The organism is Chlorobiota bacterium (genome assembly GCA_016710285.1).
GTDB lineage: Bacteria > Bacteroidota > Ignavibacteria > OLB7 > OLB7 > OLB7.
The window spans coordinates 1288573-1310693 of record JADJXR010000001.1 but is presented as its reverse complement, the minus strand read 5'-3'; the positions used below and the strand labels follow the sequence as shown (position 1 = coordinate 1310693).

Here is a 22121-nt window from a genome sequence, read left to right as displayed (position 1 = left end):
ACTTGCCGGAAAGATACGGAAGTGGCGCGGGGAATCGCACGGCTTTTCTGCGTGGACTATTTCCCTACGTCGGCGAAGCACCCATCATCGGCATCCCGACCCCGAAGGGGTCATATGTTTCTAGCCCCGCGCGCACCCCCCCGCGATTGATCTTCGACCCTGAAGGGGTCGCATATTTATCCACGGGCGGTGTGGATAGATATACGACCCCTTCGGGGTCGAACCCCTGGTGTGTTGGATGATGGGTCTATAAACATTGGAACCCTTCAGGTTCCGGAACCCGAACCGATGCGCCCATCATCGGCATCCCGACCCCGAAGGGGTCATATGTTTATAGCTCCGTGTGCCCCCCCCATCATCGCCATCCGACCCCGAAGGGGGCGCAAATTCACACGCCCCGGATTCCCCGAACCAACCGATTCCCGACCCCGAAGGGGTCACATGTTTCTAGCCCCGCATGCCCCCATCATCGCCATCCGACCCCGAAGGGGTCGCATATTTATCCATGGGCGGTGGGTATGGCCATAGGACCCCTTCGGGGGCGGGGATCAATGGGGGGTCATCTCCTATCTATAAACATTGGAACCCTTCAGGTTCCGGAACCCGGGCCCACGCGCCCATCATCGTCATCCGACCCCGAAGGGGTCGCATATTTCTAGCCCGGCGCGCCCCCACAACCGATTCCCGACCCCGAAGGGGTCACATGTTTCTAGCCCCGCATGCCCCCATCATCGCCATCCGACCCCGAAGGGGTCGCATGTTTATCTATGGGCGGTGTGGATGGCCATACGACCCCTTCGGGGTCGGGGATAAGGTGGGTGTGTCCTGTAGCTATAAACATAGGACCCCTTCGGGGTCGGGGATAATGCGGGTGTGTCCTGTAGCTATAAACATAGGCCCCCTTCGGGGTCGGGGATAATGCGGGTGTGTCCTGTAGCTATAAACATAGGACCCCTTCGGGGTCGGGGATAAGGTGGGTGTGTCCTGTAGCTATAAACATAGGACCCCTTCGGGGTCGGGGATAATGTGAGTGTGTCCTGTAGCTATAAACATTGGACCCCTTCGGGGTCGGGGATAAGGTAGATGTGTCCTGTAGCTATAAACATTGGATCCCTTCGGGGTCGGAACCCTTGATTTGTTGGCTGATCGGTCTATAAACATTGGAACCCTTCGGGTTCCGAAAACCGCACCCCCACTCTCATCCCGACCCCGCACGAACCATATATCCATATCCCCCTCTTGCATTGCGCCGCTGCAACTCTCCCACCATCCCTCCGTTCGGGCGGCGGCATATGCGGGATGGGAGCCGCTCACCAGAACAAACCGATCAACCATGATGGACCCTTCTTCTTTTCTCACTCGCCAAGAAATTCTTCAAGCCCTGCGCCAGCGGTTGGAACCGCTCCCCTACGTCCACGCGATGTGGGAAGCGGGGGCGATTGCCTTCGACCGCGTTGACCAGTGGTCCGATATTGACCTGCAATTCGACGTTGACGACGACCATGTTGAGGATGCTTTCGCCGAAGTTGAGCACGCTTTGGCAAGCCTGTCGCCGATTGAAATCCGGTTCCGGCTTCCGGACCCAACGTGGCACGGGCATTCGCAGGCGTTCTACCGGCTTGCCAACGCCAGCCCGTTTTTGCTGATTGATCTTAGCATCAGCCGCCACACCCAAACCGCCGCCCGCCAGCTGTTCCTGCGGCAAGAAATCCATGGCGTTGCGGTGGTCCATTTCGATAAATCGGGGGTGGCAACGCCGGCTCCGTTCGATTCCGAATTGCACCGGCAAACGTTGCTTGCGCGGCTTCCGCAGATGCGCCAAAACTTCATCCTGTTCCAGCCGCTGGTCCTGAAGGAGCTGAACCGGGGGAATGCGATTGAGGCCGTTGCGTTCTACCACAGCTGGGTGGTGCGCCCGTTGGTGGAGTTGCTTCGGATTATCCATTGCCCGCAGCGGCACAACTTCCACACGCGGTATATCCAACATGATCTTCCCGCAGCGATTGGCAAGCGGCTGGAACGATTCTTCTACGTTGCCAGCCCCGACGAAATCCGCCAACGGCAGCAGGAAGGGGAGCAATGGTTTCTGGAATTGATGGAACAGATGGAGGTGGGCGGATAAACCGGAGCGGAGCGGGGGGCGGGATGCTGCGGCGAATGTCATGCGAAACGGGGGAAGCCTGCGATCAGGCTTCCCCCGTTCTTTTTTCTTCCACCCCACGGCATCTCACCTTTTACAGCTTGATTGCCCGCAGTGCCCGAATCCGTTCCAGCATTGGGGGGTGGTCGTAGGAAAGCACCACCAGCAGCGGGTGGGGCGTTAGGTTGCTGAGCGTTGTGCGGCTAAGTTTTTTCAGTGCCTCGATCATCGGCGCACTGCTTCCGGTGGTGGTTGCGGCGTAGTGGTCGGCTTGGAATTCGTGGCGGCAGGATAGCCGTTTCATCACAACCCCCAGGGCGAACTCTAGCGGGGCAATCAGCATCGCAAAAAAGATCAACCCGGCGTGGATCGAGGTCTGCTCCATGAAGAATGCGTCGAACAGCCCGCGGTTATCCAGCACCGCCGAAAGGAGCAAGAAGAACGCCCCGATATGAAGCACGCTTACCACCATCCCTTTGGTGATGTGGCGCAGCTTGTAGTGGCCAACTTCGTGGGCAACCACTGCTTCAAGCTCCGGCACGGTGTGGTTCTCCAGCAAGGTGTCGAACAACGCGATGCGGCGGTTCCGCCCGATTCCGGTGAAGAATGCGTTGGCTTTGCTGGAGCGGCGGGATCCATCGGTGACGAAGATGTTCGCCAATGGGAAATTGACCTTTTGGGCATAGCCCAGCAGCCGGTCCTGTAGCTCCGCATTCTCCAACGGTTGGAACTTCATAAACAGCGGCATAATCCATGCCGGGGCAATCAGTTGCAGCAGCAGGATAAACGCCGTTGCCGCCCCCCAGCCGTACAGCCAAGCCATTGGTCCCACAACATCGAACAGGTAGATAATCCCGGCCAATGCTGGGATTCCTATCAGCCCGCCAAGCAGCAATCCCTTCAGGCGGTCGCTGGCGAAGGTGGCGGGGGTGGTGCGGTTGAAGCCAAACCGTTCCTCCAGAACAAACGTGTGGTAGATGGAGAAGGGGATCGAGATAAGGGTCTGCGCCAACAGCAGTATCCCGATGTAGGCCACGCCGGTCCAAACGGCTCCAAGCTCCCAGCCACGCACAATCTTGTCCAGATAATTGAACCCCCCGGCAAACCAGAAGCCGAGCGTCAGCAGCAGATCGAACCCGTTGGCGATAAACCCAAACGTGGTTTGCGCACGGGTGTATTCTTGCGATCGGCGATAGGCCTCGGCATCATAGACCCCGATAAATTCTTCTGGCAACTCTGGGCGCAACGCCCGCAGATTCAGCACGTTGGCAATCAGGTCCAAAGCATACTGGACCAGCAGTGCCGACAGGATAATAATGGCGTAGATGTTCATGGAAGCATCAGCAATTGGGTTGGCTCTTACCGTTCAACAACAAACGGCTGGGTCAGCACCGTGTGGCCTACCTGAACCGTCAGGAAATACCGCCCCGAGGCCATTCCCTCTGTTGGAATGCTTCGGTGGTTCGGACCGCTTCCTTGCAGCGGCCAAACAAAAGAATGGAGTGTCCGCCCGTCAACGGCGGTGATGGTTGCTGTGGCCGTTTGCGGAAACTCAGGGCCACGCAGCGTTGCCACGATTTCTTGGTTGCGCTGCTCGGCCACCAGCGTGTAGCCCTGGTCGCCGTTGGTTGGTTCAACGCTGTTGATAAGAATCTGGATCGGGTCCGAGGGGGTCCCGCACCCGAACTCGTTAAACACCATCGCCGAATAAATCCCTTTGCGGGTGGCGATATAGACCTGGCCGGTGGCCGTGGGGATCGGCTCGCCATTCAGCAGCCACTGATAGCCGCCATTGGCTGCCGAAACCACCATCACATTCCCGTTGCGGGTTATGGTTGGCTTGGTGGGCTTGGGGCGAACGGTGACTAAGATTGTGGCGGTGTCGGTGCAGCCCCCGGCTTCGCGGGCCACCAGCGTATAAAACCCCGCTTTTGTAAAGGTGATTTTTGGACTGGTTGATCCGGTGGACCAGAGATATTGGCTGTGCCCTCCGATCGCGGTAAATGTTTTGGATTCCCCTTCGCACAGCACCGTCTCCGCATTCCGAATCATTTCTTCGGCGCTGACAAACATGATTTTTAGTTTTTCGGAGACGGGGAAGAAATCGCTTGGCGGGCTTACGGCTTGGGGGCTGGTGGAGGCAATTCGGACGCGGTAATTCCCGTGTGGAAGGTCGCAAGGGACCGAGGTGGCGATGCTTCCGCCGATATTCTGCGCCACCGTCTGAATTGCTCGCGGCGATGAGAACTCCCCTTTGGCATCGGAAATTTCCACGATGAATTGATTGCTCTCAATAAAATTCCCCGCGATGCTAAAACTCACCGTCATCTCCTGCCCGGCTTTGTAGCGGGTGCTGTCGGTTGTTGGCTTGGCAATGGCCACGCTTAATTTTCCGCTCCCTTTAATTTCAACGATGCGGTCGTCCCCCTGGCGCACATTTCCGCGACCGTCGCGGTTGCTGGTGCACACAAAAACGCGGCCATCGGGGGCGATGCACAAATCGCGCAGACGGCCAAACGTGTTATCGAAATAAATCTGCTGCGAAAGGATTTTTTTGCCGTCGCTGCTTAACTCCAACACCCGCAAATCCCCTTCCTTTAACGTTGTTGCCAGAAGGTGATATTTCCATTCGGGGATGGAATCGCTGGCGTAATAATCAATGCCGGAAACGCCAAGCGTTGGGGTCCATGCGTAGATCGGCTGGGCATTGATGGAGTCCTCGCAAAACTGGAACTCGTCCGGTTTATCGCAGAACCCTTTCACCTCGGGCCAGCCGTAATTTCCCGCACGTTCAATGATGTTGATTTCATCGTCGCTGTCCGGACCATGCTCGCTGGAATAGAGAATGCCATTTACCCACCACAATCCCTGCGCGTTCCGGTGCCCGGTGCTCCACACAAACCGCGAAAGCTCGGTGCTGGAATAAAATGGATTATCGAACGGGACGGAGCCGTTCAGATTTAATCGGAGGATTTTCCCGTTTAGGGTGTTGCGGTTTTGCGGCGCGCTCTGGTTTTGCGCGTCGCCGGTGGTCATAAATAATTTTCGGTCGGGGGTGATAACAATTCGGCTGCCGTCGTGGGTGGTGTTGGCGGGGATTCCGCGCAGAAGAATTTCGGCATTCACCAACGTGCCACCGTTGTACAAGTAGCGGACCAGCTTCTCGTACATATCCCCTTGCTGCAAGTAGGTGTAGGCAACATAGACAAACGGGGAGTCGGCAAAATTTGGGTGCATGGCCATTCCCAGCAATCCCGATTCGCCACTTTGGTACACGTCGTTGATCTTCACCAACTCCTCCCGCTCGCCGGTCTCTGGGTTCACGCGGCTGATGGTTCCGCCACGTTCGGTCATCCAAATCCAGTTGTCGGGTCCCCAAATAATCTCCCACGGAGTATTCAGCCCGGTGATAACCTCACGGGTGGAAACGTTGGCTTGGGCGTTGCATTGCTGGGCGGGGGAGAGTAGCAATGCAGAAACAAGGAGGAGCAGCCCTCCGGCAATGCTCATCAACAAGTTCATCGGATTCTGGTTCACGGGTTGAACAGTTGGTACAGGGAGTTTTCCACGGGAATTTTGGTTGCCCAAAGTAAGGAAGTTTGGCGAATGAAATAACGCTGTTTTGGCCATGCCGCGCCAATGGCTTGCCCCATCCCCTGTTCTTGGCGTACCTTTGGCGCTCCAAAAAATCACTTGCACAACCATGCGTGGCGGCTACGCTTATTCCATGAACAATACCATGAACCGATTGCACACCAACCACCCGCTTTGCCGCGGCATACTGCTATTGGCCCTGATTGGGTTGGCGATCATAACTCCGGCGGCGGCACAGGAACCCAACCCGGCGGCCACAACGCCGCAGCCGATTGAACAACTGCTAACCCCCGATGGAAATCTGAACCTTACCGACACCACTCGCGGGGTTTTCGATGCTCGCGGGTGGGAACTGCTGATGGATGAAAAAGGGAACCCGCGGTTCATCCGCAGCGGCCAGGGCGCGGCCAATCTTCCCAACCCGCAGCAGCAGTTATCAATGGTGCCGGGCGATGAACGCTGGAGCAATCCGTTTGGCACCTCCAGCGTGGACCTTGCGCAGGTGTTTGCCGTTGCCGTCAGCGGGCAAGATGTGTATGTGGGCGGGCGTTTCAGCCGCGCCGGGGACCAGCCGGCCCGGAACATTGCCCGATGGAACGCTACCTCAAAAAACTGGTCCGCGCTGGGGGAAGGGATCACCGGCCCGGTGCTGGCAATTACGATGATGGGGAACGAAGTGGTGGCCGGCGGGCGGTTCGATTCCGCAGGAACGATTGCGGCGAACAATATCGCCCGCTGGAGCGGCGGAACCTGGAAGCGATTGGGGGAAGGGGATGCCAACGGAATCGGGACACCCTTCTTCGACGAAGTCCGCGCGTTTGCCGTTAGCGGCCAGGACCTGTATGTGGGGGGATATTTCTTGCAGGCCGGCGGGAAGGATGCCAACTCCATCGCCCGTTGGAACAGCGGCTCCAATGCTTGGAGCACTCTTGGGGATGACCCCATCACCAATGGGGTGGAAGGGTCGGTCAACGCGCTGGTTGCCAACGGTGGCGTGCTGTACGTTGCCGGCGCAATCGGCGCAGCGGGCGAGCTTCTGGTGAACAACCTTGCGGTCTGGAACAGCGCAAACTCCACGTGGGATTCGCTGGGTGCCGGAACCGACGGCGAGGCAACCGCCATAGCCTTGAACGCGGGCAAACTCTACGTGGGTGGATACTTCCTGCAAGCCGGAACCGCCGATGCCAGCGGCCTTGCGGTGTGGGATGTGGGAACAAAGCAGTGGTCCCCAATTGGCGGGAACAACAGCAACAGCCCCGATGGAAACATCACGGCAGTGAGTTATGCGGGGGGAGGATTGTACGTGGCCGGGGATTTCCAAACCATTGGCGGGGTGGCCGCAAACGGCATTGCCCGCTGGAATGGCTCGGCATGGAACAACATGAACGGAGGGGTTGACGGAACCCCAACGGCGCTGGCTGCCGAAGGCGCAAACCTGTATGCTGTTGGCCAGTTCGTCACCGCTGGCGCAACCGAGGCGCGCTACCTTGCCCAATGGAACGGAACCGCATGGACCGGCGCGGTCCCGGGGGTAAACGGTGGCTTTGGCGCAAGCGTGCAAGCCGTGGCGGTGGATGGCGATGACCTGTACGTTGGCGGGCGATTCCTGACGGCGGGGACCGTGCCGGCGCGGAACATCGCCCGCTGGAACAAAGCCACCGGCGCGTGGTCCCCGGTGGGAACCGGAGCCAACAATGGAACCGACGGACAGGTGACGGCGATTGCGATTGGGGGCGATGGAAAAATCTATGCCGGCGGAAATTTTGAGAAAGCCGGAATCACTTCGGCAACGCACATCGCCCGCTGGAATCCGGCATCGGGGGAATGGGAAGCGGTGGCCGATGGCATTCCCGGGTTGGTGCGGGCAATCACCACGGTTGGCAATAACCTGTACGTGGCGGGGAGCTTCATCCTTCCCGTTGGCGGCGACACTGCCGTTGGCGTTGTGCGGTGGGATGGTTCGGCATGGAGCGTTCCTGGTGGAGGAATCCAGAAGTTGTTCGAGCAGTTCACTGCCGAAGGGATGACCGCGCTTGCGGGCAATCTGTACGTTACCGGAGGCTACGCCACCACCGAAGGAACCAAGTACGCCGTTGCCCGATTTGATGGAACAACATGGACCCCGCTGCGGCAAGGGGTGGTGGAGCAAATCGGCGCGATTGCCGCAACCAGCAATGCCCTGTTCACCGCCGTGACGATGCAGACGCTGGACGACCCGATAACCGCCATTGACCGCTGGAACCCCCAGGACGGAACGTGGGCGCAGGTCGGCGGCGAGCTTGACACGCTGAACGGAACCATCAACGCATTGCTGGCCAACAGCGATGGCTTGTTCGTTGGTGGTGTGTTCGCTTCGCGAAGCGACGGTGCCTTCCCGGTGGTGCAAAACATTGCCCGCCGCAACACCGTGGGGAACTTCTGGGAAGCATTGGGAAGCGGCGTGAACAACGAGGTAATTGCCCTGACGCAGGGGAACAAGATGATGGTGGTTGGCGGCGCGTTCACCGCTGCCGGCGGCCAATCGGCAGGCTACGTGGCTGCCTACGCCAACACCGACACCACCACCGAACCTCCACTTGCCGTTGATGCCGACGCAGCCGCGCGAATTCTTGCGGTGGCTTGCCACCCGTCGCCAACGTCGGGGCTTACCACGCTCTCCTTCAGCTTGCCGCAGCCGGCGGAGGTTACGGTGATTGTCCAGGATGTCACGGGCCAAACCGTGGCACGTCTGTCGGGCGGTATGCTTCCGGCGGGTCGGCATCAGCAACTGTGGGACGCTTCGGGGCTTCCTGCCGGAACCTACTACTGCCATCTGGTGGCAGGGAAACTCTCAGCCGGAATTCGGGTGGTGGTGGTGCGGTGATGCGTGCTTGCGGCTGAGTGATCCGCAAAAAAAATCTGCGCTATTCCCCGTTGCAATCGGTGGGGCGATTCCCCCCGCCGATTGCTTCGGCTTTGCTTCACACAGTCCAACAACATCATGATCCTCTCTTCGCGATTTCTGCTGGTTGCCGTGGTGCTGGCTTCCGTGGCGTTTGGCGGTTGCCCGGTGATGATGAACCAAGTCTTCACCGGCGAACCCGCCGCAGCAACCGATGCAACACCGCCGCCAGGATATTCCCCCATCTACGTCAACCGCATCCTCCCCGTCCCTTCTTCCCCTTCCGATCTTCGCAAGCCTGCATTCAGCCTAACCCGTGTGGAGGCGAACCAGCCGAACAAGGTTCGCGTCTATCTCCACCTGCTGGACTCCACCGGGGCCTATCTGACGGGGGGATTGGCTGGGAAATGGAAATCGGTGTGGTGCGGGTTCGAGGATGAGTTCGACGGCAAGATCCGCCCAATCACCAAATACACCCTGCGCGAAGCCACCGAGCAGGACCGCGACCCCCACGCCGTCGCGCTGGTGATGGACAACAGCGGATCCATGGGGGAAACCCGCGCACTTGCCGCGCAGAATGGGGCCGAGCAGTTCATCCGGCAAAAACGGGCCGAGGACGGAATCGCATTGGTCCGCTACGACCACCACACGGTGGTGGAATCTCCGGTTGCCACCGACCAGGGTGAGCTGTTGGGGAATCTGAAAAAAAATGGGCTGGAAGGATTTGGCGGCGGAACAGCGATTGCCAACGGAATCGCCGCGGGGATTGAGCAGGTGATGGCCGCGCAAGGCTTCCGCCGCCGTGCCATTGTGGTCTTCACCGACGGCCAGGACAACAGCTCCACGATGGATAAAGACTCCGTGGTGGCGCTTGCCAAGCGGAACAACATCACCATCTGCGCGGTGGATTTTGGGGAAGGGGTGAACGGGGCGTACCTGCAAGACATCGCGCTGCGGACCGGGGGAAGCTACTACCAGATTTACCGCACCGCCGAGTTCCAGAACGTGTTCGAGGATATCTATCGCCGATTGCGGAACTACTACATCGTGGAGTACGACCCCCAAGATTACGGCGTTCACACCATCCGGCTGAAGCTCTGTTTGGGGAAGGATAGCCTTACCGCCCAAGCCGCTTTCGACAACACCCCCGACATCGGGACCATCGCCTTGCTGCACGTCAATTTTGACTTCGACAAAGCAGCCATTAAATCCACATCCATGCCGGCCATTGATAATATGTACGCGCTGATGCGAACCTATCCACGGCTAACGATTGAGCTGCGGGGCCACACCGACAGCCGCAACAGCACCGGCGACCCCAACTACAACGTGAAGCTGTCGCAACGCCGCGCCGATGCGGTGAAGGAGGCGTTGGTGAAGCGGGGAATCGCGCCGGAGCGAATCACCGCAATCGGGTTCGGCGAACGCCAGCCAATTGCCGACAACGGAACCGACGAAGGACGCGCCCAAAATCGCCGAACCGAGTTCGTGATCCTAAGCCGCTGACCCGGGCAGATCTTCTGGGTAATATTCTGGGCAGCGGCCAAGCTCCCTGACCTTATCATCTCATCTCACCTCACCGCGCCACCTGCAACGCCACAAACCTCCGTTGCGATTGGCTGGCGACGGTGGCAACGTAGATTCCTGGCGCAAGGTCGGTTGCGTCCCATTCGGCGATCGGCTGGCCGGGGTCCAGCGCGAAACTGGCAACCCTCTCCCCGGTGATGCTGGCAATGGTGATGGTTGCTTGTTCGGTTAGCCCCTCCACGGCAATCGCCACGTGGCTGTTGAACGGGTTGGGGTAGGCACGCAGGGCAATGGCGGTTGCGGATTGCAGCGCGTCCACGGCGGTGGTTTGCACGAATGGAGCCTTGCCGCCAACCTCCTTGTAGCGTGCGGCGAACTCCTGCAAAAACTGGTTTGCAATCGCCGCGCTGTAGATGATTGCGGCGTTCTCATCGTTGCGGGTTTCGGCGCTGACGGTGAAGTTGTGGGACCCGGTCACCACCACCGGAAACGTTCCGGTTCCCAGCGGAATCGCATCCATCACCGCATACTTGTGATGGAATATCCCGGTCAGCTGCCAGTCGAACGCCTCGGCAAACGATTGCAGCGCGCTGAACTGGCTCCCCTGATCTTTCACGTTGTCAATGATGCAACGGACGTCGGCCCCGCGATTTTTTTGGCGACTGAGTGAGCTTGAAAACTGGCTGTAGGTGAAGGTAAGATTGGCGGTGTAGATGGAGCTTTGCCCGGTCAGCAGTGCATCGTTGATTCGGGAGGCGGTTCCGTCGCTGGGGCTAAAGTAAACGTCAATGCGGGTTCCGTCAACGGTGAAGGTGTGGGGGGTGTTGTTCGTCTTCGCCGCGCCGAACGCCGCTGCCCCTCCGTTTGGAGCATCGTCCGCGCCCCCCCACATCTCCTGGAACTCCTTCAAGTAGGCCGCTGTCACCGCCGCATCGCGAATGATGACCAAGTTGTTGGGGTCGGTGTAGGTTTGTGCGAAGGTTGCGTTCCAGCTTCCCATCATCGTCACCGGCTGCGACCCGCTGGGCGCGCCGGGGCGGGCATCAATCACAAAAAACTTGTTGTGCATCAGCGGCTGCTGCTCGCCCGAGGGGGCGCGTGGGTTGGTAATCAACGGAATCCCTGCCGAAACCAACTGCTGGAATTTCTGGTCGCCACCATTCTCAACATGGCCCACCACGCGGACCTTTACCCCACGCTTCTGCGCGGCAATCAGCGCGTCCACCACCGACTGCACGTTCAGGTTGTACATCGCCATATCCACCGAGCTTTTCGCCTTGGCGATCTCCTGGGCGGCAACCGCCCCCAAGTCAGTATTCCCCTTCGCCACGTTCCCCGGCGGATAGGCCAGCGTGGTATCCACCGACTTGTTGAAGTACACAGCGATTGCCGGCAGCGTCTGCGCCGCAGCAGCAATCGGAAGAAGGAGAAGTGGCCAAAGAATCGTTAGCGAAAGGATAAAGCGGTGCATCCGATGATGGTTACGTGGTTGTTGTTGATGCCGAATGCGCGAAGCTACAACCTCCATAACGAACGGCCAGCATCAGCGCATGCTGGCCGTTAGCTTCCCTGCGATCTCTTCCTGCAGCCAAAGCAAATACAGGTAGTCGCGGTACTCCGGGGAACGCTCCGTGAAAAGCTGAAGCTGTTGGGTTACTGCCTCCAACTCAATCTTCAGCGATTGCCGGTCGGTGCTGTCGGCAAGGGCAACGAAGAATGCGCGGAACAGGGCAACCACCTCCTTCTCCTTTGGATGGAGCAACGCATCCTTGTGGCGGGTGAAGTAATCGTTAAAGTTGCGCGCCTCGCGAATCGCGCTTTCAAGGTCGTCGCGCAGGTAGGGGATAATCAGGTACAGGAACCGGAAATACTGATACTCCGATTCGGGCCGCTGGGTGATGGCCGGGGGAATGGCCTGCAAGGCTTCGTCCGGCTGCCGCAGAAAGATGTGGCAGAAACAACGGAGCGACTCGAACCGGAAATGAACCTTTGGGCGCTCGCGGATAATCGCCTGATGTTTCTCAATCAACCCCAACACCGCCGCGAACTCCCGCAGCTTCATCAGCGTGCTGGCATAGTTGAACAGCATATCGGGGGGGATGGGCCGGCGGTGCGTTTGGATGAACTCCAACGCCGATTCAAACGCCTTCTTCGCCTCCGAATAACGCCGCTCGGCCAGCAAACTGGAAGCAAGAATCGTAAAGCCCCAGACGGTGTGGTCGGGGAAGTGCTGGGCAACGGTGGCAATCTGGTTGGCGGCCTGGCGGGCAAACTCAACGCGGGCTTCGCCGGAGGCTTGGTGGGCGTGGCTGGCGTGTTCGTAAAACGCAATGAACGGGGTGGATATGCCGGCAACATCAGCGTCGGCCCCAACGGTGGTGGGGGGCAGGTGCTTCCCCATTGCTCCCAACGTTTGCTCGCAGACCACACGGTTGTGCTGGTTGATGGCAACCTCGCTGCGGTACGTGTGCTTCAGGTTTGCAAGGTTCTCCGCCATTGTGTGGTGCGCCTGCTCCATCCGTTCCGGGGTGATCTCGCAGTAAAGCATCAGATACTCATACCGCAGGTTGTTGATTGCCCGGGCATTGGTGTAATCCAGCCGTTCGATTGCGGCGGCGTACGCGCCGGGCAGCTCCTCCTCGAACTCCGCCAGCAACCGCCGGTGCAGCAACGCCCGCAGCAGAAACTGATCCCGCAGCGAAGGGGTTTGCCGTGCCTCCCGCTCCTGCTCCCACTGAACCATCATCCCCTGAATTTTCTCGCTCAGCAACCGGAGTTCGTTCCGCAGCAGGTAATCCTCCTTGCGGCTCCAATCGCGGTGGAACAGCTGCTGGAACAGCCACTCCTTGTTGGCGGGTTCCTCCGTTGATTGCTGCTGATGCTGGCGCAGCAGTGCGTGCAATGTTTTTGTTGCCGGGCGTTTTGCCTGGGCAATCGCATCTTCAAGCTGCCGCAGTTCCGCTGCCGACAACGAAGCAAGAAGCCGTTCCGCTCGTGAGGCCATAAGAATGCTGGTTAAAGAAGTTGAAGGAGGGTGCATGCTTCGCCGAAGGAGGAGGGGGGAAGCAAAGGAGGGAAGAAAAATAGGGATGCGCCAATGATTATCGGCACATCCCTTTTATCCTACAATCTATCCCGCAAACCCAGCAGCAGGTTTCGGCGGGGCTACTCCTCGAACTTCCCCCGAATCTCCCGCACAATGGCAATCAGCTCTTTGATCTCGGGGATTTCCTTGCCGTACTCAAACGTCACCCTCCGGACGGTTGCGCCTTGCTCAATCTCAATCCACTCTGCCCCCCCATCGGCACAGTCGGGGCAGCCGATGATGGTGTCCAGCTTGCTGAAGGCTTCATACTTGGCCGCAACGGTTTCCTTCAATGCGGCCCAGCGGAGCGGGGTGATGGTGTCGGCAAGCAGGCTATCAGGAAGGGTGGAGCTTCCCCGCCCCCAGGAGCGTTTGGTGTAGAGAAGGTCGGTGGAGTCAATCCGAAGGTCGCGAAGGCAGTACCCGGCGCACATTCCAAACGAGGTCCCGCTGCGGACGATGAGCTTTGCGCCGGTAGCGGTGGGGTTGGTGACCTGGCTGCCATCGTCGCGGCAACCCGTGATTGCTGCGGTAAGCAGAAGGCTAACGAACAGAGCAAGAGTTTTCATCGGTATGATTTTTTTTGATGATGGGGAAAAGCACTCTCCCGAGCTATCGGTCCCAGCCAAGACACACGAACCGCAGCGCGGTGACAACCGGAACGTTGAGGAGGCGTTGCTTGCTCATTCAACCCAACCATTCCCGCCAGATTATTCCCCGCCACTTACCCCTTGCTGGGTTCCAATTGCTGGCCCTTGCTTGCCTCCTCTTCTTCCTCGCAGACCGGGACCCAGCTGGGGCGGGAAAGGAGGTGTGAGTAGAAAGGGGAGGGGATGGAGTGCGAGCGGTCGGCACTGTGAGTTGGAAGGCAGGGAAGGATTTCATCGGCGCGGCCTTCCAGCACTTTTTGCGGCCACTCTGGGTCAACAATCAACGGGCGGCCAAGCGATAGCAGATCGGCCCCTTGGCCCAGGGCTTGCGCGGCAAGGTCGGGGGTGGTGATCGCGCCGCTTCCGATAATCAGGGTGCGGTTGCGGACCTTCTCGGCAATCAGTGCGGTGCGGGGGCGTTTGTCGCGTGCGCGGCGGATGCTTCCGCCAAAAAAATTCTTCGTGGAAACGTGAATCCAATCGGGGCGGCAGGCCGCAATCCCCTCCACCAACTCCAGCGTCTCTTCCATAGTGATTCCGGGGACCTCAAACTCCTCGGGCGATAGCCGGTAACCGATTCCAAACGGGAAGTAGGCGTTCCGGCGGACCACCTCCTGGACCTCCTCCAGCACCGCTATCGGGAAGGCTGCGCGGTTCTCCACGGCCCCGCCCCAAAGGTCCTGGCGGCGGTTGGAGTGGGGGGAGAAGAATTGCTGGAGCAGATAGGAGTTTGCGCCGTGGATTTCCACCCCGTTGAAGCCTGCGCGGATTGCCCGTTTGGTGGCTGCGCCAAATGCCTCAATCGTTTCTTCAATCTCCTGCTCGGTCATCGCTCGTGGCGTTTCTGCGCCGGGGTGTTCGGCGGGGACCGCGCTGGCGGAGACGGGTTGGCCGCCAATCAGCCGCGAGGGGGATAGCCGCCCGCCGTGGTGAAGCTGAAGCACCGCCACCGCCCCTTGCGATTTGATCGCCTCGGCAGCGGCGCGAAGGCTGGGGATCATGGCATCGGTGGCGCAGCTCCATTGCCCATCGAACGCCTTCCCTTCCGGCTGGACGTAGCAGGCGGCGGTCATCGCCATCCCAACCCCACGCGAGCGGCGGCGCAGAAATTCAAGTTCCTCGGGGGTGATGGTTCCGTCATCATTTGATGACCATGTGGTCATCGGCGCAAGCACCAATCGGTTCCGTAGGGTGATGTCCCCAGCGTAAAAAGTTAGCGGCGTAAACAGTTGGGTGTGGTTGGGATTTGTGGACACAGTTGGCGTGTAAAAATGGTGCGCGTATGATGACGTTCCCTTCGTCTGGCAAGCGGGCGTATTCTGCTGCGGCAGCGGCAACCCCCATGACGAACCGGAAAAGAACCGCGTGTAAGCTACAAGAATCGGTGTTCATGGAGCCACCTTTTTTGCTCCCCGTGGCAATTTCTTTGGGTGAATTGATAGATGGAGCTTCGGCATTCACCACCGTCTCCCTATTTTCGACCCCGATTTTTTGACCGGCAACAACGGTGCATCCTGACCAACGGTGGGCGAATGAAGCCCTGATTGGTGAACAGGCCAACAGTGCTCGCCAGCCGCCTGCGGATGCCCTGCCGGGTGCAATCTTCCTTTCTTCCCTATCGAGCTACCGTGTCCCTTTTTGAAGCAATCGTGCTTGGCCTTGTTCAAGGGTTAAGTGAGTTCCTCCCCATCAGCTCCACTGCCCATTTAACCCTGGCCGGGCGTGCGTTCGGTTTGGTGGACCCCAACGCCCCCCAGCAATGGACGGCGTTTATTGCCGTGACGCAGTTGGGGACGCTGGCGGCGGTCCTTCTCTACTTCCGCCGCGACATCTTCCAGATCACCAATGCCTTCGTCCGTGAGAACGTGCACCGCACGCCGCTGGGGCAGCAGTCGGGGGCGGCGCGAAGCGGGTGGTACATCATCATCGGCACGGTCCCGATTGTGGTGATTGGATTGCTGGCAAAAGATGTGATCGAGGGGGCACTAACCAAGAACTTGATGGTGATTGGAGTAAGCCTTGTGGTGCTGGCAATCATCCTGGAGATTGCCGAACGGACGGCAACGTTCCGCCGCACAATGGCCGAGGTAAAGGGGCGCGACGCACTGATGGTTGGGCTGGCGCAGGCGTTGGCTTTGATCCCCGGCGCCTCCCGTTCCGGCACCACCATCACCGCCGGATTGTTCTGCGGCCTTACCCGCGAGGCGGCTGCGCGGTTCAGCTTCCTTCTCTCCATTCCGGCGGTTGCGGCCAGCGGGCTGCTGGAGTTTGTGAAGGTGGTCCGCACGGTTCCGTCGTCGCAGATCAGCATGTATGCGGTTGCCACGGCGGTTGCGGCGGTTAGCGGTTATGCGGCAATCGCGCTGCTGCTGCGGTTCCTGCGGACCCGCTCCACCAGGGTGTTTATCGTGTACCGGCTGCTGCTTGGCGCGGGGCTGATTGTGGCCATTGCGCTGGGGTGGATCAGCGCGTAAGCTCTGCGCCGGATGCCGCCCGGTTTGCCGCTTGGCCCACCATTGCCAGGGCCGTTGCTGGCAATGCATCAAGAATGACGAACTCCATTTTCTTTAACTGACCACGAAGCAATGTCACAGCGACTTTTCCTTCCCCTTGCTCTTCTTCTGCTGATTGCCGGATGCGGCAAAAAGGACCAGCCCGGGTCCGCCCCCGGCAGTGCGGGCAATCTTTCCGACACGGCCCAGCTTGCGCCGCCAGCACCGCCGCCACCAGCGGCCACCCCAACCGACACCGCTGCCCAAGCCGGGCCGGTGGCAACCCACACCGCCACCATCCACACAGGGTTGGGGCAAATTGAGGTGGAGTTGTACGGCAACGATGCCCCAAAAACGGTGGAGAATTTTGTGGGATTATCGAAGAAAAAATTCTACAATGGGATTGGGTTCCACCGCGTGGTTCCGGGGTTTGTGATCCAGGCGGGCGACCCACTATCCAAGGACCCCAAGCAGTACGCCAAATGGGGAACCGGAAGCGAAAGCATCTACGGCGGTGAGTTTGCCGACGAACTGAACCCTGCATCGCCAAGCGGGCGGCGCGGGTACGTTACCGGGACGCTGGCAATGGCCAACCACGGCCCGAACACCAACGGCAGCCAGTTCTTTATTGTGCTGGATGGCCGCGGCGGAAGCGGCCTGACCTACAGTTATACCATCTTCGGCGCGGTCCGCAAGGGGATGGATGTTGCCCAGAACATTGTGCTGGCTGCCAACGGCGTGGACATCCCAAAGGACCCCGTGCGGATTGATAGCATCAGCGTGGTGGCCATTGCGCCACCCTCCGCGCCCCCAACGGCAGCGACCCCTGCCACCGGCGCAACCGTGAAATAAGGGGTTGGTGCCGTGCCAACAGTTCACGTATATCGGGCTGCCGCAGGAGCAAGCAAAGGGCTTGCGTGGCATCAACAAAACAGAGCATATTCCAACGCAGTTATTCCAACAAAACAACCATGACCAACTTCACGATTCCTTCCTTTGCCCTTGCCGCCGCTGCTGCGGGGCTGCTTCTTGCCGGATGCGGCGGGGGAAGCTCAACCACATCCACCAGCGGATCCGCGGAAGCGCAGCCAGAAGTGACCCACACGGCGGTGATGAAAACTTCCATGGGAACAATCGAGATTGAACTGTACGGAAAGGATGCCCCAAAAGCAGTGGGAAATTTTGTGGGGCTGGCCAATAAAGGCTTCTACAAGGACATCCTGTTCCACCGGGTTGTGCCTGGGTTTGTTATCCAGGCCGGCGACCCCAAGACCAAGGACCCCGCGCTGGTAAGCGAATGGGGAACCGGGGGGAACTCCATCTACCCAAACATTTTGTTCGAGGATGAGCTGAACGCGCAAACCCCAAGCTACAAACTTGGCTACCGCGAAGGCTGCTTGGCAATGGCGAACTCCGGCAAGAACACCAACACCAGCCAGTTCTTTATTGTGCTGGATAACAACGTGAAGGAGCGGCTTCCGCACAACTACACCATCTTCGGATTTGTCCGGAGCGGCATGGAAGTTGCTCACAAAATTGAAGGAGTGAAACTTGGTGGCATGACCGGCCAACTGCCTGCCGAGCCAATCAAGATTATCAGCATTGAGGCGGCCGAGGAGTAGCGGAATCCCGCTGCCACGCCGCAATCCCGTGGGCCACACACACACAACAGGAGCGCGAGGTGTGAGATGAGCAAGCAATGGAGTTTGATAACAACAATGGCCGCAGCCTCGCTGCTGCTGGCAGCGCAGCCAATGGCTTGGGGGCAGCAATCGCCGTTGCTGATACCGGAGGCCACCCACAAGGTGACGATCACGACATCTATGGGGAAAGTGGGGGTGGAGCTGTACGGCAAGGACGCGCCAAAAACCGTGCGGAATTTTGTTGAGTTGGCCAACCGTGGATTCTACAACGGGCAGCTTGTGCACCGCGTTATCCCCGGGGCGATTGTGCAGATGGGCGACCCGAAAACAAAGGACAGCACGCTACGCCAACAATGGGGAAGCGGCGGGGAGTCCATCTACGGCGGGTATTTTGAGGACGAACTGAACACGATGACCCCAAGTTATCGGCGTGGATATGTGGAGGGGACGCTGGCAATGGCCAACCGCTGGCCCACGCCGAACTCCAACACCAGCCAGTTCTTCATCATGCTGACCGACAACAACAAGTTGCCGAAGCCGATGAAGCCGGTGTTCACCATCTTCGGGAAGGTGACATCGGGGATGGAGGTGCTTCAGGCGATTGCCAAATTGGACTTGGAACACGGCGTGCCCCGCCTTCCGGTGCGGATTGTTGAAGTAACGGCAACGCCGATGTAGCAATGCTTCCCCGCCCGTTCGGGGGAAGGCCATATCCAAAACGACTTCGGGTTCCATTGCCTAATGGTGGCGATGGAACCCGAAGTCGTTTTTTCCCTTGCCGATTGCTTCTGCTGTTCTGGGTTGGCGGCGGCCCCCCGCGCCCCCGCGTCACTTCCGTGGTTTGGACTCCAGAATTTTCTTGAGGGAGTCAAGGCTAATGCCCAGCTTGGTGGCAAGGGTGGTGCGGATTTCGGAATCTTGCTGGTTCATGTAGCCTTCCAAAATCTTGTTGATTTGCTTCGGGTCCTTCAGCTTCATCGCGCTATCCATAACCTGCTTGGGGATGCGCGTTTTTTGGACGGAATACAGGTTCCTCACTCTATCCTCGTAGGCCATCGTGTCAAGCCGTTTGGGGGATAGCAATTGCGCCTCGCGCCGTGCGGAATCGTCCCCTTTTTTTGCGGTGCTGTCGGGTCCGGTGGTGGAGTCGGTTGTGCTGGCTTGCTCGGCGGTTTGGTGCGAGGCGTTCCGGCAGCCAACGGATGCAAGCAGCAGGAGCGATAGCAGAAGGGTTGTGATTCGTTGATTCATAACAGTAGTCGGGAATCGGTGAGAGGAATGTTGAGCGTTGAACAGAGGTTGATGCGGCGCGCGTTTGGCGCGGGGGTTACTGGTTCACGGGTTGGATTTGCCGGCGGCGTTCGGCGTACGTCCGTTCGGTTTCATGCAGGCGGACCGTTACGCCGGTGATGTTGGCAAGCGGGTGCAGTTGCTCGGCAATCAGATCCAGCAGCCACGCCGCCAAATTTTCGGCAGTGGTGTTGAACGGAACAACCGTGTGCTTCAGCGCGGTCTGGCCCAGGAAGCCCCGCATCAGGTCGTCGCGCTCGTCGCACAAAAAGCTGTGGTCAATGCGGGCAATAATCGGCTCGATCATCTGCTTCAGGTCGAAGTAATCCATCACCATTCCGTTCTGGTCCGTGGTCCCTTCCACCTCCACCCATAACCGGTAGGAATGGCCGTGGATATTTTGGCAACCGCCGGTGTGGAACGGCAGGCGGTGCCCCATCTCCCAATGGAATTCCTTTGCAACGCGCACGGTTTGTTGGGCGTTCTGGCTCATTTCTTCTTCCCTTTTTTCTCTGCGGTTTTTGCTTCCTTGCTCCGTTTGGTTTTCCCTTGCTCGGCATCGGCGCGGTGTTCGCAGATAACGGTGGAGTGCAGCCCGCCGCGGGTGGTGAACGCGCCGGTCACCCGAATCCATTGCGGCTTCAAGGCTTCCACAAGATCATCCAGAATTTGATTTGTCGCAGCTTCGTAAAAGATTCCGCGATTGCGGTACTCCAGGTAGTAGTACTTCAGCGACTTCAGCTCCACGCATAACCCATCGGGGATATACTCCACGGTGATCGTCCCAAAATCGGGAAGCCCGGTCATGGGGCAAACCGAGGTGAACTCCGGGTTGGTGTGCACAATCGTGTACTCCCGCTCGGGGCGTGGGTTGGTAAAAACTTCAAGCATAGCCATTGGTTCGTTTGATATGAAATCAGGAACGGCGCAACGCGTTGGGAATTGGCAACCCGCGCGCACGGCCTCCGGATGAATTTCTTTAAGCAGCCTTTTTCTTCTATTCGGTTCCCCGCCGATTGCCATTCTCCAATTCCCGTTCCACCATCTCCATCACCACTTGGGGGAGCAGGTGATGTTCGGCCTGCAGGACCCGGGCGGCAAGGGTTTCGGGGGTGTCGTCTGGCAGCACGGGGACGCGTTCTTGGGCGATGATCGCGCCGGTGTCGTACTCCTGATCAACAAGGTGGACGGTGGCTCCGCTTTCGGTGCGTCGGGCGGCAATCACCGCTTGGTGGACGTTCATTCCGTACATCCCTTGCCCGCCAAAATCGGGAAGGAGCGCGGGGTGGACGTTCAAGATTTTCCCTTCCCAACCCCGCACCACTGCCAACGGAAGCCGCCGCATGTACCCGGCAAGGACGATAATCTGGATAGCGTGGTCGGTTAGCAGCTGAACCAGCGCGGATTCGTACGGTTCCGCTTCGGGGAACATCGTTGGGGAAAGCCGCGCGGTGGGGATACCATGCTGGCGGGCAATGTCAAAGGCCCCGGGGTTCGGGTTGTTGCTCACGCAAAGGGCAATGGTTCCTGGCGAGCCAGCAGCAACCAACGCCCGGTGCAACGCCTGAAAATTGGACCCCCGCCCCGAAGCAAATACCGCGATATGAACTGGTTGGCGCATCTGAGAAAGCTGATAGAATTGCCGCGAAAAATACAACCGCCCAGGAAGAATCGAAGCCAGCAAGAAGAAGAATTACAGGAAACGTGCGATCTGCCACGCCGGAATTCCTGTGGGAACTTACTGTTGAAACAAGTGTTGTGGTGGGGCTATCCAACCTAGTACCTTTGCAGGCCTACTTAACCGCTGCCGCCCGGTAGCATAACCTTTCAACCTTTCATAATCACTATGGTGCATCTACTAAGGCTTTCCGAGCAGGCCTTTTTTGTTCGGCGAAATCCAGCCGTTTCCTTGCTTCTTCTGGGAGCGTTGCTCCTTGCTGGGGCTGGTTCCGCAGCGGCCCAAGTTGCCGTTGATGGCTTCATGCGTGGTGCCGGTAACACCAGTGCTTCGGCTTGGTTCAGCACCGAGAGCTACGAAGAGTTTTGGGCCGGGACCACGTTGAAAACCGAGCCTAATCTGGGGACAATTTCAACCACCAGTTTTGGGCTGTATGTGGCCGGTGGCATCACCGACTATATTGATGTGGTTCTTAGCCTCCCGTACGTTTCGGCAAAACCAAGCGCGGGGACATGGTCCTCGCAAGCGGGTTTGCAAGATTTCGGTGCGGCGGTGAAAGTTCGCCCGCTTCAGCTTGAGGTTCCCGAGGGGGACCTTTCGGTGATTGCTGCCGGCAGCATCACCACGCCGGCCAGCGATTACATCCCCGATGCCCCGATCGCTATCGGCCACTACTCAACGAACTTCGACAGCCGCGTGATGGTCCATTACAACACCACCTTTGGCGGGTTTGCAACGCTGCAAGGGGGCTATATCCACCGCTCGAACGTTGACCTGGACCGCGGCTTCACCGTGGCTGTGCCGGACGCTGTGGACGTGATTGGGAAACTTGGCTATTACACCGGTCCGCTTTATGTGGATGCCTACCTGCAACGCCAGAACGCCCAAAGCGGAACCAACATCGGGCCAACCGCCCCTTTCCCCACCAATAAGCAGTCGTTCACAAAACTTGGCGCCACCGTTTACTACGGGCTTCCCTGGGTGGAAAACCTTGGCGTGTCGGTTGGGTTCGGGACCATCTTGGATGGGATCAACATTGGCAAAGCCACGCGCATCTCTGGCAGTGTCTCCTACGGTCTTCCTCAGTGGGGAGGGATGTAGCAAGCACAATGGGGAAGCATGGAGCAAAACCGATCTCCCA

At 58.9% G+C, this 22121-nt stretch carries 18 protein-coding genes; 8 read left to right on the top strand and 10 right to left on the bottom strand.

From position 1 onward, the window contains the following. Positions 1 to 1336 precede the first annotated feature (1336 nt). Positions 1337 to 2122: a hypothetical protein gene (locus IPM61_04585; GenBank protein MBK8910587.1), complete on the top strand. Its 786-nt coding sequence runs from the start codon at positions 1337 to 1339 to the stop codon at positions 2120 to 2122. 112 nt (positions 2123 to 2234) lie between these two features. Here IPM61_04585 and IPM61_04580 read toward each other — a convergent pair whose 3' ends face one another. Both IPM61_04580 and IPM61_04575 read right to left on the bottom strand, forming a co-directional pair. Next, positions 2235 to 3473 carry a M48 family metallopeptidase gene (locus IPM61_04580; GenBank protein ID MBK8910586.1) on the bottom strand — a complete coding sequence of 413 codons (1239 nt, stop codon included), beginning with the start codon at positions 3471 to 3473 and terminating at the stop codon, positions 2235 to 2237. 26 nt (positions 3474 to 3499) lie between these two features. Next, a complete protein-coding gene (locus tag IPM61_04575; GenBank protein MBK8910585.1) occupies positions 3500 to 5677 on the bottom strand; it encodes a PQQ-dependent sugar dehydrogenase in 2178 nt (725 codons plus the stop codon). 202 nt (positions 5678 to 5879) lie between these two features. On the opposite strand from IPM61_04575, the gene IPM61_04570 reads away from it, so the two are divergent. Together IPM61_04570 and IPM61_04565 are read left to right on the top strand one after the other, a co-directional pair. Continuing rightward, positions 5880 to 8597, top strand: coding sequence for a hypothetical protein (locus tag IPM61_04570; protein MBK8910584.1), 2718 nt, complete (start codon positions 5880 to 5882; stop codon positions 8595 to 8597). A gap of 117 nt (positions 8598 to 8714) precedes the next feature. Further along, on the top strand, positions 8715 to 10121 hold the full coding sequence (locus IPM61_04565; protein MBK8910583.1) for an OmpA family protein: 1407 nt from the start codon (positions 8715 to 8717) through the stop codon (positions 10119 to 10121). A 70-nt stretch (positions 10122 to 10191) separates the two neighbouring features. Here IPM61_04565 and IPM61_04560 read toward each other — a convergent pair whose 3' ends face one another. From IPM61_04560 to IPM61_04545, 4 genes are all read right to left on the bottom strand, one after another. Continuing rightward, entirely contained in the window at positions 10192 to 11613 is a 1422-nt protein-coding gene (locus IPM61_04560) for a hypothetical protein (protein MBK8910582.1), read from the bottom strand. A gap of 72 nt (positions 11614 to 11685) precedes the next feature. Further along, entirely contained in the window at positions 11686 to 13146 is a 1461-nt protein-coding gene (locus tag IPM61_04555) for a hypothetical protein (protein ID MBK8910581.1), read from the bottom strand. A 161-nt stretch (positions 13147 to 13307) separates the two neighbouring features. Further along, complete coding sequence (locus tag IPM61_04550; protein ID MBK8910580.1) at positions 13308 to 13796, bottom strand: hypothetical protein; 489 nt, start codon at positions 13794 to 13796, stop codon at positions 13308 to 13310. Positions 13797 to 13951: 155 nt separating this feature from the next. After that, entirely contained in the window at positions 13952 to 15106 is a 1155-nt protein-coding gene (locus IPM61_04545) for an NADH-dependent flavin oxidoreductase (GenBank protein ID MBK8910579.1), read from the bottom strand. Positions 15107 to 15505: 399 nt separating this feature from the next. Here IPM61_04545 and uppP point away from each other — a divergent pair, with 399 nt between their 5' ends. The 4 genes from uppP (at position 15506) to IPM61_04525 (ending at position 18690) form a co-directional block, all read left to right on the top strand. Continuing rightward, entirely contained in the window at positions 15506 to 16351 is an 846-nt protein-coding gene (gene uppP, locus IPM61_04540; protein ID MBK8910578.1) for an undecaprenyl-diphosphatase UppP, read from the top strand. A 111-nt stretch (positions 16352 to 16462) separates the two neighbouring features. Beyond that, the gene (locus IPM61_04535) at positions 16463 to 17221 is read left to right on the top strand and encodes a peptidylprolyl isomerase (GenBank protein ID MBK8910577.1); all 759 of its coding nucleotides are present in this window, start codon (positions 16463 to 16465) and stop codon (positions 17219 to 17221) included. 119 nt (positions 17222 to 17340) lie between these two features. Beyond that, positions 17341 to 17991 (top strand): peptidylprolyl isomerase, encoded by a 651-nt coding sequence (locus tag IPM61_04530; protein MBK8910576.1) that lies wholly within the window; start codon positions 17341 to 17343, stop codon positions 17989 to 17991. Between the two features lie 132 nt (positions 17992 to 18123). Then, the gene (locus IPM61_04525) at positions 18124 to 18690 is read left to right on the top strand and encodes a peptidylprolyl isomerase (GenBank protein ID MBK8910575.1); all 567 of its coding nucleotides are present in this window, start codon (positions 18124 to 18126) and stop codon (positions 18688 to 18690) included. Positions 18691 to 18840: 150 nt separating this feature from the next. Here IPM61_04525 and IPM61_04520 read toward each other — a convergent pair whose 3' ends face one another. The 4 genes from IPM61_04520 to purN form a co-directional block, all read right to left on the bottom strand. Then, entirely contained in the window at positions 18841 to 19263 is a 423-nt protein-coding gene (locus IPM61_04520; protein MBK8910574.1) for a hypothetical protein, read from the bottom strand. A gap of 76 nt (positions 19264 to 19339) precedes the next feature. Next, the gene (queD, locus tag IPM61_04515) at positions 19340 to 19771 is read right to left on the bottom strand and encodes a 6-carboxytetrahydropterin synthase QueD (GenBank protein ID MBK8910573.1); all 432 of its coding nucleotides are present in this window, start codon (positions 19769 to 19771) and stop codon (positions 19340 to 19342) included. A gap of 20 nt (positions 19772 to 19791) precedes the next feature. After that, positions 19792 to 20199 carry an NADPH-dependent 7-cyano-7-deazaguanine reductase QueF gene (gene queF, locus IPM61_04510; GenBank protein ID MBK8910572.1) on the bottom strand — a complete coding sequence of 136 codons (408 nt, stop codon included), beginning with the start codon at positions 20197 to 20199 and terminating at the stop codon, positions 19792 to 19794. Between the two features lie 100 nt (positions 20200 to 20299). Continuing rightward, entirely contained in the window at positions 20300 to 20923 is a 624-nt protein-coding gene (purN, locus tag IPM61_04505) for a phosphoribosylglycinamide formyltransferase (GenBank protein MBK8910571.1), read from the bottom strand. A gap of 225 nt (positions 20924 to 21148) precedes the next feature. Between purN and IPM61_04500 the strand changes: the two genes are divergently transcribed. Next, positions 21149 to 22081 carry a hypothetical protein gene (locus tag IPM61_04500; protein MBK8910570.1) on the top strand — a complete coding sequence of 311 codons (933 nt, stop codon included), beginning with the start codon at positions 21149 to 21151 and terminating at the stop codon, positions 22079 to 22081. Positions 22082 to 22121: the final 40 nt, after the last annotated feature.